Origin of the sequence: Serratia plymuthica NBRC 102599 (assembly GCF_001590925.1) — a bacterium.
In the GTDB taxonomy this organism is placed as follows: Bacteria; Pseudomonadota; Gammaproteobacteria; order Enterobacterales; family Enterobacteriaceae; genus Serratia; species Serratia plymuthica.
The window spans coordinates 122,656-136,300 of sequence record NZ_BCTU01000024.1; the positions used below are offsets into that span (position 1 = coordinate 122,656).

Annotated in this window: 9 protein-coding genes and 1 pseudogene; 3 read left to right on the top strand and 7 right to left on the bottom strand. The window is 59.2% G+C overall.

Annotated features, from left to right (window positions below):
* Positions 1–32 precede the first annotated feature (32 nt).
* Genes SPL01S_RS16870 through fes form a run of 3 tightly spaced genes read right to left on the bottom strand, consistent with a single transcriptional unit; the run spans position 33 to position 5,564 of the window.
* Positions 33–3,977: an enterobactin synthase subunit F gene (locus tag SPL01S_RS16870; protein ID WP_063201397.1), complete on the bottom strand. Its 3,945-nt coding sequence runs from the start codon at positions 3,975–3,977 to the stop codon at positions 33–35.
* A 32-nt stretch (positions 3,978–4,009) separates the two neighbouring features.
* Positions 4,010–4,216 (bottom strand): MbtH family protein, encoded by a 207-nt coding sequence (locus SPL01S_RS16875; RefSeq protein ID WP_062868178.1) that lies wholly within the window; start codon positions 4,214–4,216, stop codon positions 4,010–4,012.
* Positions 4,191–5,564, bottom strand: coding sequence for an enterochelin esterase (gene fes, locus SPL01S_RS16880; RefSeq protein ID WP_063201400.1), 1,374 nt, complete (start codon positions 5,562–5,564; stop codon positions 4,191–4,193). The genes SPL01S_RS16875 and fes overlap by 26 nt, the downstream gene beginning before the upstream one ends.
* Positions 5,565–5,872: 308 nt before the next feature.
* Between fes and SPL01S_RS16885 the strand changes: the two genes are divergently transcribed.
* Entirely contained in the window at positions 5,873–8,152 is a 2,280-nt protein-coding gene (locus SPL01S_RS16885) for a TonB-dependent siderophore receptor (protein ID WP_063201403.1), read from the top strand.
* 103 nt (positions 8,153–8,255) lie between these two features.
* Here SPL01S_RS16885 and tnpA read toward each other — a convergent pair whose 3' ends face one another.
* Complete coding sequence (gene tnpA / locus SPL01S_RS16890; protein ID WP_063201493.1) at positions 8,256–8,672, bottom strand: IS200/IS605 family transposase; 417 nt, start codon at positions 8,670–8,672, stop codon at positions 8,256–8,258.
* 22 nt (positions 8,673–8,694) lie between these two features.
* Here tnpA and SPL01S_RS16895 point away from each other — a divergent pair, with 22 nt between their 5' ends.
* Positions 8,695–9,903: an RNA-guided endonuclease InsQ/TnpB family protein gene (locus tag SPL01S_RS16895; RefSeq protein ID WP_063201406.1), complete on the top strand. Its 1,209-nt coding sequence runs from the start codon at positions 8,695–8,697 to the stop codon at positions 9,901–9,903.
* A 39-nt stretch (positions 9,904–9,942) separates the two neighbouring features.
* Here SPL01S_RS16895 and SPL01S_RS24760 read toward each other — a convergent pair.
* Positions 9,943–10,122, bottom strand: a pseudogene (locus SPL01S_RS24760) (ABC transporter substrate-binding protein); the annotation flags it as partial.
* 350 nt (positions 10,123–10,472) lie between these two features.
* On the opposite strand from SPL01S_RS24760, the gene SPL01S_RS16900 reads away from it, so the two are divergent.
* Complete coding sequence (locus tag SPL01S_RS16900; RefSeq protein WP_063201409.1) at positions 10,473–11,432, top strand: LysR family transcriptional regulator; 960 nt, start codon at positions 10,473–10,475, stop codon at positions 11,430–11,432.
* On the opposite strand, the gene eutC is transcribed toward SPL01S_RS16900, so the two are convergent.
* Together eutC and SPL01S_RS16910 are read right to left on the bottom strand one after the other, a co-directional pair.
* On the bottom strand, positions 11,411–12,202 hold the full coding sequence (gene eutC, locus SPL01S_RS16905) for an ethanolamine ammonia-lyase subunit EutC (protein ID WP_063201412.1): 792 nt from the start codon (positions 12,200–12,202) through the stop codon (positions 11,411–11,413). The two genes, SPL01S_RS16900 and eutC, sit on opposite strands and share 22 nt — an antisense overlap.
* Positions 12,202–13,584 carry an ethanolamine ammonia-lyase subunit EutB gene (locus tag SPL01S_RS16910; protein WP_063201416.1) on the bottom strand — a complete coding sequence of 461 codons (1,383 nt, stop codon included), beginning with the start codon at positions 13,582–13,584 and terminating at the stop codon, positions 12,202–12,204. The genes eutC and SPL01S_RS16910 overlap by 1 nt, the downstream gene beginning before the upstream one ends.
* Positions 13,585–13,645: the final 61 nt, after the last annotated feature.

Consider the following 13,645-nt stretch of genomic DNA (forward strand, 5'->3'; position numbering starts at 1 on the left):
TAACAACGGGGCGGCTTGAAAGACGACGGGTATTACAGCGCTCTTAGAATGCGGTTCAGCAAGGGCCCCAGCACCTTAAACGACGCCGGTGAGACGATATCTACGTGCGCGCAATCCAGTTCATGAACCTGCAAGGCATCCACATATTCCGCCCAGGTTTGCTGCACGTCCATCCCTTCCTGCAACGTCTGACGCGCGACAAACAGCGTCGCCTGCCCGCTGAAATTCGCCGTATGGGTCGCGGAAAGCAGACGCACCGAATCAGCATAGTTGGCTTCGATATTATCGAACATCGCCACCCGGGTTTCGCCCAGTGCCGGATCCAGCGTATCTTCCGATACCGCCAGGAACTGCTGGCGTTCGCGCTGCACTTCTTTCAGCACGTTGTCATCCAGCATCACGTCCCAGTTTTGCGTTTCCGGCGGATAGGTATCCAGCAGGCCGAGAAAGGCCACTTTTTCGCCTCGCGCCTGCAACCTAGCGGCGATCCCCTGCGCCAAGGTGCCACCCAGCGAATAACCGATAAAGTGGTAAGGCCCCTGTGGCTGAACCTGCAATACCGTCGCCAGATGCGCCTCGCACACCTGATCCATATTCTCGCTGAGCGCCAGCGGGCCATCCGGACGTGGCGACTGAATGCCCACCAGTGACCAATGTTGATCGATATAGCGCGGCAACACGCTGAACTGCCAGGAGAATCCGGAAGCCGGATGCAGGCAGAACAGCGTCGGGCCATCGGTGGTGCGCAGCGGCAATACGCTGTCAAAACCGGTTTGGTCGGCTTCTTCCTGGGTGCGTTCTTGCGTTAGCAGTTGCGCCAGCTGTTCCACACGGGAAGCGACCATCACCTGCCCTACCGAAACCGCCTTGCCCAACTCACGCCGCAGCTCCGCCGCCAGCCGCATAGCCAGCAGCGAGTGGCCGCCGAGGGCGAAGAAGTCATCGTCGGCAAATACGGTTTCACGTTGCAGCAAGCGCGCAAATACCGCAGCGATCGCCGTCTCCAGCCCGGGTTCAGGTTCACGACCCGCAGCCCTGACGCCGTTTTGCGGCTGCGGCAGCGCTTTGCGATCCAGCTTGCCGTTAGCGCTTAGCGGTAAAGAGTCCATCTCAACCAACGCCACCGGCACCATGTGTGGCGGCAGGCGATCGGCCAAGGCGGCACGCAGGCCGTCGAGATCCAGGCGCACGCCAGGCTGGGCCACCAGGTAACCCACCAGTTGGCGGGCGTCCCCACCGCCGGTGTCTGCCGGCGTATTGCCCAGTACCAGCGCATAGGTCACCGCCTGCTTAATGCCAGGCAGCGACAGCAATGCATGGTCGATTTCGCTCAGCTCAATGCGCTGACCACGAATTTTTAGCTGATCGTCGCTGCGGCCGAGGTATTCCACTTCGCCACCCGGCAGCCAGCGCGCAACGTCGCCGGTACGATACATCCGTCCGCCGTTGCCTTCGGGATCGGCCACAAAGCGGCTGGCGGTCAGTTCCGGGCGGCCAAGATAGCCCTGCGCCAGCTGCACGCCGGTAAGATACAAATCGCCGGCCACGCCCGGCGGCACCGGCCGCAGACGCGCATCCAGGATGCGCAGCCCGGTATTCCACACCGGCAGGCCGATCGGCACATTGGCGCCCGTGATTGCCGCCAGCGACTCGCCCCAGGCCGGATGCCAACTGACATCCACCGCCGCTTCGGTCGGGCCATACAGATTATGCAAGGGCACGCCAGTGCGGCTTTGCCACAGGCGACACAGCTCAGCCGGCAGCGCTTCGCCGCTGCAAAAGACCTGCCGCAACGGCGCACAGCAGGCCACCGCCGGCGAGTTGTCCAGCGCGCCGACAAAGGCCGCCAGCATCGAAGGCACGAAATGCAGCGTGGTAACCCGATGCCGGTCAATCAACGCCAACAGCTGTTGCGGGTCGCGGTGCGCTTCCGGCGGTGCCATCACCAACTGGGCCCCCACCATCAACGGCCAGAAAAACTCCCACACCGAGACGTCAAAGCTGCATGGCGTTTTCTGCAGCACCACATCGTTCGCCGCCAGTGGATACTGATGCTGCATCCACAGCAAACGGTTGACGATCGCCTGATGCCCCACCAGCACGCCTTTCGGCCGCCCGGTAGAACCGGAAGTAAAGATGATGTAAGCCGGGTGATGCGGCGTTGGCCCGCTGAGTATCGCCTCAGCCGCGCAGTCGACGGCCAGAGGCGAATCAAACAGCAGGATTTCTCCCTTGTCGGCAAAACGCGCCTGCTGGGTAGGTTCGGTGATGATCAGTCGCGGTACGGCATCTTCCAGCATCATGCCGAGGCGTTCGTCAGGGTAGCCGGTGTCCAGCGGCAAGTAGGCGGCCCCCGCTTCGACAATCGCCATCAGCGCCAGCGACAGGAACACCGAGCGCGGCAGCGCAACGGCAACGATATCGCCGGGCTGTACACCCTGTGCCGTCAGTTGGCGCGCCAGCGCGGTGACCTGTTCACGGGTTTCGCGATAACTGAACCGGTATTGCGCGTCTCTCAGCGCCGGGGCGTCCGGGGTTTTCTGCGCCTGTTCGGCCAGCAGGCCGCTGAGGGTTTGCGCCGCCACCGGATGAGCGGTGTCGTTAACCCTGGCCAGCAGTTGGCGGTCCTGTTCGGTCAGCAAATCGGCTTCGCCAATCGGCATTTGCGGCCGGGCGGCAAACTGACGCAGCAACAGCGGCAGGCGCTGTAAATGCGCCGCCAGCTCATCGCGCTGATAACGTTCGGCATTGGCCAGCAGATCCACTTTCAGCGTGCCGGCCTCGTCGAGATACAGCGCGATCTCCAGATCCCGTACCGGCCCCGAGGCCAACTCGTGAGTAATGCCTTCGATACCGCCGAAATCCAGCTGGAAATCGAACATTTTAAAGTTGAAAACGGTGCCGTACAGCGGCTGAGCATCGCCAATCCGTCCCAAATCACGCTGGATTTGTTCCGCCTCGTAACGCTGATGACGACGGACGGTTTTCAACTCACGGCCGATGCCACCGGCGATCTCGCACAGCGTGGCCTGGGGATCGAGGTGCATTTCGATCGGCAATACGTTGATCACCGGGCCGTTGGCGCACAGCGCAGCAGAACCGGTGCGGCGCATAAAGATGAAACCGGCGCTGAAGCTGCCGTGGCCGCTCAGGCGAGACACCCACAGCGCCACCAGCGCCAGCGCCATATCCGCCACGCTGAACTGCTGCGGGCTGGCGTTCACCAGTTGGGTAAAATCTTGACGATCGCACAGCTGCGATAACCGGTGGATGCGGGTGGTTGGCGTCTGCCCGGCCAGCGGCTGCGGGCAAAGCGTGGCCGGCGCAGGCAACTGCTGCGCCTTGTTCAGCCAAAAAGCGGCATCGCGCTGGCAGGTTGCCGACTGCTGGTAGCGCTGATATTCCGCCACCACCTCGCTGAAGGAGGTAAACGGCGTCGGATCAGGCTGTTCATCGTTCAGTATGCGGCTGTAAATATGAGCGATTCTGCGGGCAATGGCGGTAAAACTGAAGCCATCGACCAGAATATGGTGGTAGCGCTGATACCAGAACCAACGCCGGTCCGACAGGTGGATCAACATATGGCGGTACAGCGCCTTGCCGCTGCCGATGCGCAAATCACCGGACATATCCAACTGCATCACCGCCTGCGCCGCCGCCAAGGCATCGGGAGAGCCGCGCAGATCGAGATATTCCGTCGGCAGGATCGCCAGGTCGGCGTCATGCCACTGTACCGGCACCCCGTCCCGCTCTTCAAAGCGGAGCTGAAGAGTATCGACTTCGGACAACCCCTGCGCAATCGCCTGCAATAGCCGCTCTTCGTTCAGTGGGCCGCTGAGTTCGATATAGTGGGAAACCGCATAGGCATTGGCGTACGGCGATATTTGATCGGCCACCCAGATGCCAGGTTGCGCGGCGACCAGCGGCAATTCAGTGGCAGGCCGCGCTTCGGTCGGTAATAAAATAGGGTCTGACAAGGGAGTGACTCCTGTTAACGGTAATGGCGCCATCACGCCTTACGCAGCGATGCGGGCCGCATATCCTGCCAATGCTGTTCCAGCCAGCTCACGCACAGCGAGCGTACCGCCGGGCCGAAAACCGGCGTCCACCCCGCCGGTACTGCGCTGAAATCAGGCCACAGGCTGTATTGCCGCTCATCGTTTTGCAGAATCAGGCAGATTTGGTGTTCATCATCGAACGGGTTCAGAGTTTCCATCACGGACTCCTTGGACTTTGAAAGTTAGCCTGGCGAATGGCGCCGCAGGCTGATCCGCCCACAACGCCTGCAGCCCGTCGATCAACCCGCCGCGCCAGCACAGAGAGTCGTGCCCGCCTTCCACCACCCGGTATTGCACCTGATGGCCGGCATCACGCAGCACATCCGCCATCCGATCATTTACCCTGCGCGCCACCTGTTCGTGGGTGCCGGCCTCCATGAACACCTTCAATCCACCCTTGCGGCCAACGCTTCGTTCGGCCTGGCGCAGCAGCCAACCGGCATCGGCCGGCACGGCAGGTTGCTGGTACATGTCGCGACGCGGCCACCAGAAAGAGCCGGACTGAGCAATCACGCCGCCAAAACGCTGCGGCCAGTGGAGACCGGCATACAGCGAAGACAGGCCGCCGAAGCTCTGGCCACACACCAGCGTGCTTGCAGGGTTGCCGCTGTGGGGTGCCCATTCAGCCAATTGCGGCAGCAGTTCTTCCTGCACCGCCAACCAAAAATCCTCATTGCAGGCTAACTCATGCGCACGCTGTTTTTGATCGATGGCATCGATCAACAGATACACCGCCTCCGGCAGTTTACCTTCACGAGTCAGTTGCATCAGCGGATCCCAGACCGGCATGTTGCTCGACCAGAACTGGCCGTCCAGCAGCAGGGCCAACGGCCGTTGCGCCGGGTTGCTGTCGCCGGTGGTGTAAACCCAAACGTTACGGGTATTGCCCAGCCGCGCACTGTGCCAGCTGTGGCGTTGCAGCCTGGCGGGCGGAGCCGGGGTACAACGCCCGCAGGCCGACGCATAGCGTTCGAAATCCTGCCAGGCCGGCTGCGGCAGCGCCGCCGGCATATGCAGGCCGGACAAGACGTTGCCGTTGGCGCCGAACCAGGAGCGATGAGGATTAAGCAGATCGTGGGTGGCGCTGGCAAACACCTGATGCCACCAGTGACGGACCGAATGCATATTGGCGTGCGCATCGTTATCGCTGAGCGTCAGCGGCCGATCGTCCATGCAGGGCATAAAGCAGTAACTGCCACGCCAGTCGGCGTTCAGCTCGGTTTGCCAATACCAGACGTCGGTCCCTTCCAGCCGTTGCAAGCTCTGCGGTGGCGAGGGCTGATGATGATCGGTGAGGCAGTTGATGTGGATCCAGACGCGTTGATAGGCTGAAGTGAGCTCACATCCCTGAGGATCACGCCATAAAAATGTGACCTTCCCTCGCCCATCTCCTTGCAGCTCCACCAGCGGCGTACCGCGTTTGGCGATATTCAGCCACCATCCATGACGCCCGGCGTGCTTGCTCGATAATAATCTGCTGCTTTCTGACTCGGATTTTGTTTTCAAAACGCCTATTCACTTTTAGCTGGCAGCTTCAAGAACGCCGGCACATTCGCGGCGCGAGGCGCTGCCTAAAAACGGTAAACCGAATACTATTGATAATTATTTGCGTTTGCAATAGTGTGTTAAGGCTCGTAAACAGAGCAGGTATTCTTCAACAGGGACGGATATCGCTTTTTAGCGCCGAATCCAATGCCGTTGCGTCTCGGTCTGTTGGATTTTTATTTCCGCGATCACAAAAACTACAACCGCCCTTCTCTCTGCTGGAGGCCTGTCTTCGGCCCCGGGAAAGGCAGCAAGGTAGGAACACTCAAATGAACCGCAAACTTTCACGTTATTCTTTAGCCACACTCATCGGGTTAGGGTTAGGCGCGTCCGCCTTTGCGCACGCCGCACAGCAAACTGATACCACCGCAGAAACCGATACCGCCGCCAAAAGCAAAAAAGCCGCCGCCGAGGACACCATTGTCGTCACCGCTGCCCGACAAAACCTGCAGGCTCCGGGGGTATCCACCATCACCGCCGACGAAATCAAAAAACGCCCTCCGGCGCGCGATATCAGCGAACTGATCCGTACCATGCCCGGCGTTAACCTGACCGGCAACTCCACCAGCGGCCAGCGCGGTAACAACCGCCAGATCGATATTCGCGGCATGGGCCCGGAAAACACCCTGATTCTGATCGACGGTATTCCGGCCAGCAGCCGCAACTCGGTGCGCCAGGGGTGGCGCGGCGAACGTGACAGCCGCGGCGATACCGCCTGGGTGCCACCGGAGATGATCGAACGCATCGAAGTGCTGCGCGGTCCGGCCGCTGCACGCTATGGCAACGGCGCCGCCGGCGGCGTGGTCAATATCATCACCAAAAAGAGCACCAAAGATCTGCACGGCTCGCTGAACACTTATTTCAACGTGCCGCAGCATAAGCAGGAAGGATCTACCAAGCGCACCGACTTCAGCCTGTCCGGCCCGCTGAGCGACCAGTTGAGCTTTCGCCTGTTCGGCGGCTACAGCAAAACGCAGGCCGACGCCTGGGATATTAACGAATCGCACAAATCCGAACGCGCAGGCGCTTATGCCAGCAGCATTCCCTCCGGGCGTGAAGGGGTGGTCGACAAAAACATCGACGCCCTGCTGCACTGGGACTTCGCCCGCTTGCAGTCGCTGGAGTTTGAATATTCCTATGGCCGCCAGGGCAACCTGTACGCAGGCGATACGCAAAACACCAACACCAACGCGCTGGTGCAAAGCAACTACGGCAAAGAGACCAACCGCATCTACCGCGAAACCTTCGGCCTCAACCATCGCGGCGCCTGGGACAACGGAGTCAGCACCAACAATTACGTTCGGTTCGAGCGCACGCGTAATACGCGTCTGAACGAAGGTTTGGCCGGCGGCACCGAGGGTATTTTCGACACCAAAAATGAAGGCTTCGGCACCACCAAGCTGGACGATTTTCTGGCGCACAGCGAAGTCAGCGTGCCGTTTGAATTGGGCGTCACGCAAACCGCCACGCTGGGCACCGAGTGGAACCAGCAGCGCATGAAGGATGGCACGTCAACCAGCCAAACGCTGATGGGCGGCACCATTCCTGGCACAGAGACCGGCACCCGTAGCCCTTACGCTTCGGCGAATATCTTCTCGCTGTTCGCCGAGGACAATATCGAGCTGACCGACAGCACCATGCTGACGCCCGGCCTGCGTTACGATCACCATTCCGAGTCCGGTAATAACTGGAGCCCGGCGCTAAACCTGTCGCAAGAGTTGGGCGACAACTTCACGCTGAAAATGGGCATCGCCCGCGCCTACAAAGCGCCGACGCTGTTCCAGACCAACCAAAACTATTTGCTGTACAGCAAGGGGCAAGGTTGTGCGGCCAGCGATACCAAAAATGGCTGCTATCTGCTCGGCAACGACGATTTGAAGGCGGAAACCAGCGTCAACAAAGAGATCGGGCTGGAATTCCATCATGAAGGCTGGCTGGCCGGGGTGACTTACTTCCGCAACGATTACCGCAACAAGATCGAGGCGGGCAACAGCAAAATCGCCACCAGCAGCACAGGTACGGCAGTTTATCAGTGGGAAAACGTGCCGAAAGCGGTCGTACAGGGCCTGGAAGGTACACTGAACGTACCGATCAACGAGACCCTTTCCTGGAGCAACAACGCCACCTACATGATCGAGAACAAGAACAAGAGCACCGGCGATTATCTGTCGGTGATCCCTAAATTCACTATCAACTCGACGCTGAGCTGGCAGGCAACCCAGGAACTGTCAATGCAATCGACCCTGACCTGGTACGGCCGTCAGAAGCCGAAAAAGTACAACTATCAGGGTAAACCGGCGACCGGCAGCGAAACCCGCGAGGTCAGCCCTTACGCCATCGTCGGCGCCAGCGCCACCTATGACGTCACCAAAAACGTCAGCGTCACCGCCGGCATCGACAACCTGTTCGACAAACGCCAGTTCCGCGCCGGCAACGCGCAAAACGTTGGCGATCCCAACACCGGCGCCATCAACATCGCCGGAGCGGGTGCTGCAACCTACAACGAACCGGGCCGCACTTATTATATGAGCATCAACACGCATTTCTGATGCCTGTTGAGAAAGACCGGGGGCTGCCACGCAGCCCCTTTTTTATCAGGTGCGCCGTAAAACCCCGTCCTTCAGGGAGGGGATATAAGGCGCGGTTTTCCGACTAACCTGGTGTTTGCTGCTGCTCAATGTATTGCCGGATGAGCGATATCGACGCACCACCGCAACTGCTTGCAAAATAACTCGGTGTCCACAGAACGCCTTTGTAGTAATAGCGTTGAGCTATATCGGGCCGATCCCGGCGAAGTAATCTGCTGGATACCCCTTTAAGACTGTTGACCAGGTTGGAAACTGCCAATTTTGGCGGGTAGTTGATCAACAGATGCACGTGATCGTGTTCGCCGTCCATTTCGACCAGCTCAACGTCAAAATCAGCACATACACTGGCAAAGTAACTGCGCAGCTTCTCGATGGCGTCCTGATCAAATACTTTTCGTCGATATTTGGCAACGAATACCAAGTGAATATGCATCAGAAAAACGCAGTGTCTTCCCCGGCGAATATCGGTTTCTTTTGTCATAGACCAAAGTATAATAATAGTCATGAAACGACTTCAAGCCTTTAAATTCCCGTTAAGACCAAAGGGTCAGCAGGAGCGCGAAATGCGGCGCTTCGCTGGGGCTTGTCGATTCGTTTTTAACCGTGCTTTGGCACTTCAGAATGAGAACCACGAGGCGGAGAATAAGTATCTTCCCTATACAAAAATGGCTTCATGGCTCATTGAGTGGAAAGCAAATCCTGAAACACAATGGCTCAAAGAGGCCCCATCTCAGCCATTGCAGCAGTCACTGAAGGATCTGGAGCGCGGCTACAAGAATTTCTTCCAGAAGCGCGCCGCATTCCCGCGCTTCAAAAAACGCGGGCAAAACGATGCATTCCGCTACCCGCAAGGGGTGAAGCTCGATCACGTCAACAGTCGGATATCGCTGCCTAAGCTGGGGTGGATACGTTATCGCAACAGCCGTGAAATCATTGGCGTAGTAAAAAACGTGACGGTCAGCCAGTCATGCGGCAAATGGTACGTCAGCATTCAGACAGAATACGACGTTCCAGAACCCGCTCACAACGCGGCTTCAATGGTCGGTCTGGATGCCGGAGTCACGAAACTCGCCACGCTTTCAGATGGCACGGTATACCCGCCCGTCAACAGCTTCAAAGCAAACCAGTGCAAGCTGGCAACACTCCAGCGGCAGTTAAGCCGCAAAGTCAAGTTCAGCTCAAACTGGCAGAAACAGAAGCGGAAAATCCAGCATCTGCACTCGCACATAGCCAATATCCGGCGCGACTACCTTCACAAAGTCACCAGTGAAATCAGCAAAAACCACGCGATGATCGTCATTGAGGACTTGAAGGTCGGTAACATATCGAAATCGGCAAAAGGCACGTCAGATCAACACGGGCGAAAGGTGAGAGCCAAATCAGGTCTAAATCGTTCGATACTGGATCAGGGCTGGTATGAAATGCGTCGCCAGCTTGAGTACAAGCAGCTCTGGCGAGGCGGTCAGGTGCTGGCGGTTCCTCCCGCATATACCAGCCAGCGGTGCGCCTGCTGCGGTCATACAGCAAAAGAGAACCGCCTATCTCAGAGTAAGTTTGAATGCCAGATATGCGGCTACACCGAGAACGCCGATGTCAATGGCGCACGTAACATTTTAGCGGCAGGACATGCCGTACTTGCCTGTGGAGGGAGGGTGCAGTCAGGCCGCCCGTTGAAGCAGGAACCCGCCGAGGCGAGTCAGGCTAGGGTCTGAACGCGGTAGGGATCCCCGTCCTTCAGGACGGGGAGGATGTCAATATTTCTCCAGCGATACCTGTTTGAAGATGTGCTTGCCGAACGGGTCGATTTCGTAGCCTTTCACTTCCTTGCGCACCGGCTCAAAAATGGTCGAGTGGGCAATCATCAACGCCGGCATCTGCTCATGCATCATTACCTGCGCCTGCTCATACAGCGCCACCCGCTTGGCATGATCCTTCTCTTCATTGTTGGCGGGCACAGCGTCAAATTGAACGTTTACTCTGGTATTGAAGCAGCAATCACTGTCGCAGGCGCATGGCGGTGCCTGGGAGAATGGGGTTGTTTTAAGGTCTAAAATCCGCTTGATTTATACATTCAATCTGCTGGCAAAGCCCGTTATTAGGGAGAGCGTGCCGAAGGGGTCGTAACGGCCTTGGCCGTCGGAGCGCCCCTCGGTGCGCTAGGCCCGGGTATCTCGGTCGTAAAAACACCGTTGTCATCAAACTCGTTTATCTATTTTTCTCTTTGCGGCGGGATCCCGGTTCGCTCTTACCGTCCGTAAGCCCCAGAAAAAGAGTAACCGCAATGCGGTGGGCAGAGAACACGGTATTCATAAGAAACGCTTTTGCATATAATGCAAAGATGAATGACGCCCGCTATGTTGAACATCTGCCGATATTTCTCGAAGTGGCCCTGCTGGGCAGCTTCTCCGCTGCCGCCCGTAAACTGGGCATGGTGCCCTCTTCGCTGGTTCGCCACATCGACGCGCTGGAAAGCGCCCTTGGCGCCACGCTGTTTATCCGCTCGACGCGTGGCCTGATGCTGACGGATGCCGGGGAAATGCTGAAGGCGCGGGCGGCGGCGCTGCTGTCGGACATCACCGATATCCGCGCCGAACTGGCCTCGCTGAGTGATGTGCCGCAGGGAACGTTGCGCATCAGTTGCCTGCCGACCTTTGGCAAGACCTACATCCTGCCGCTGTTGCCGACGCTGGCTGAACGCTACCCGCAGCTGTTTGTTGACCTGGATCTGACCGAACGCCAGACCGATCCGACGCAGGAATTGTTGGACGCCGCCATCCGCATCGGCGAACAGAAAGACAGCGGGCTGTACGCCAGCCGAATAGCCACTCAGCGCTGGGTCATGTGTGCCAGCCCCGACTATATCGCCCGCTATGGCTGCCCAGAGGACCTGAACGCGCTACCGGAACATCGGCTGATTGCCCGTTATAATAAACAGCAACCGGCCTGCTGGACGCAAATCCTCAGCGACCAGCTACTGAACCGTTGCAGTATGGTATTGCGCTGCAACGACTTTACCGCCCAGCGCCAGGCGGCGCTGCTTGGATTGGGGATCACCTTTTTACCCAACTGGGTGGTTGGCCCGGATATCCAGGCCAGCCGCTTGCAACCCGTGCTGGAGGATCCGCGCCAGGAACAACAGGGCATCTACCTGCTGCGGCCGGTGGCCAAGATCTCCGCCCGGTTAAACGCATTCACCACCCTGCTGCAGCAAAGTATCGGTCAGCCCCCCAGTTGGGAATGAAGCGGCGATACCCGGCCATACAACGCCGGGTTATCGCTTTCGTCTTTCAGTTCAATCCCGGTCAGACCCCGCTGGAACGCCTGTTCCAGCAGCCACGCCAACTTGAACGCCGCCTGCGGGTAATCCAGCCCTTCCGGGCGAACGTTGGAAATACAGTTACGCTCCGACTCGCGCCGCCGGGTGTTCGGCCCCCAGGTGAGGTAAATGCCCAGGCTGTCCGGCGAGGACAGGCCCGGCCGCTCGCCAATCAATATCGCCACCGCTTTTGCCTGCAGACACTCGCCGATATCATCCCCCAGCGCCACCCGCGACTGATGCGCCAGCACCACGGGCGCTACGGATAGCCCCAACAGATCGAGATAAGGCCGCAGCGCCTGCAACAAGGGTAACGCCTGACGGTGCACCGCCTTGGAAGACAGACCGTCCGCCACCACCAGCAGCAAATCGGCCGCCTTGTCCGGCAGGCCCAGCAGCAGACTGCGGCTGTCCGCCGCCAACCGCCGCCCCAGATCCGGCCGGCTCAGGTAGGCGGTGCGATCAGCGGCCTGACTGTGCACCGTCAGCGTCTGCCAGCCACTCTCCTGCAACGCCCCGCCCAGCGTATCGCTGTCGAACGGTTGGTGTACCGCATCGCGCGCCTGCGCATGCGCCAGACCGAATTTAAGCAGCTCCCCGGTGGGCAGGCTGGCACCGGTGCGCCCCAACGCGATACGCGCATCGGTAAAGGCGCGCAGCGCATCCCAGCTGTTGACGTGAACCGGTTTATTCATCAACTCTCTCCCTGCAACGCCAGCAACAACGGATGGTTGGAGGCCGTATCGCGCAGCCGCCCCAGTTCGTCGGTGATATGCATTTTCACCAACCAGTCGGCAAACTCCGGTGCGTGTTTGAGCCCCAGCAGTTCGCGGATATATAACGCGTCGTGGAAGGAGGTGCTCTGATAATTGAGCATGATGTCGTCCGCTCCCGGCACGCCAATCAAAAAGGTTAATCCGGCGGTGGCCAACAGCGTCAGCAACGTGTCCATGTCATCCTGATCCGCCTCCGCATGATTGGTGTAGCACACGTCGCACCCCAGCGGCAGGCCGAGCAGCTTGCCGCAGAAGTGATCCTCCAACCCGGCGCGAATAATCTGTTTACCGTCATACAGATATTCCGGGCCGATAAATCCGACCACGGTATTGATCAACAACGGAGAGAAATGGCGCGCTACCGCATAGGCGCGCGCCTCGCAGGTTTGCTGATCGACGCCGTGATGCGCATTGGCCGACAGGCAACTACCCTGCCCGGTTTCGAAATACATCACGTTATTGCCCAGCGTGCCGCGATTGAGGCTCAACGCCGCCTGCTGCGCCTCCGCCAGCAGCGCCAGATTAATGCCGAAGCCGGTGTTGGCGGCTTCTGTGCCGGCGATCGACTGGAACACCAGATCCACCGGCGCGCCGCGCTCCATCAGCCGCAGCGTGTTGGTGACGTGCGTCAGCACGCAGGACTGTGTGGGAATGGCGAAACGCTGGATCACGTCATCCAGCATGTAATTGAGCTTTTCCAGCAGCGGCAGGCTGTCGCTGGCCGGGTTGATACCGACCACCGCGTCGCCGCTGCCGTACAACAGGCCATCGAGCATGCTGGCGGCGATGCCCTGCAGGCTGTCGGTCGGATGATTGGGCTGCAAGCGCACGCTGATGCGGCCTGGCAGGCCGAGAGTATTGCGAAATCGCGTCACCACCCGGCACTTCTTCGCCACCAGGATCAGATCCTGATTACGCATAAGTTTGCTCACCGCCGCCGCCATTTCAGGCGTAATCCCGGTGGCGACCTGCGCCAGCATTGCGCTGTCCGCTTGCTCGCTCAGTAACCAGTCGCGGAAATCCCCCACCGTCAGGTGGGAGATCGGCGCAAAGGCCACGGCATCATGGCTGTCGATAATCAGCCGCGTGACCTCATCTTCTTCGTAAGGCACCAGCACCTGCTGCAAAAACGTTTTCAGCGGTACCTCCGCCAGCGCAAGGCGCGCCGCCATGCGTTCCTCCGCGCTCTCCGCCGCCACCTCCGCCAGATAGTCGCCGGAACGGGCCGGTGACGCCTTTGCCATCAGTTGGCGTAAATCATTGAAACGGTAGCTGCGCCGGCTAAGCGTTGCCTGATACATCGCGCTCCCCTGTTCTGCCCGGAATGATCACCGGAAGTTGCAAACCCTGTACCAAGTGTAG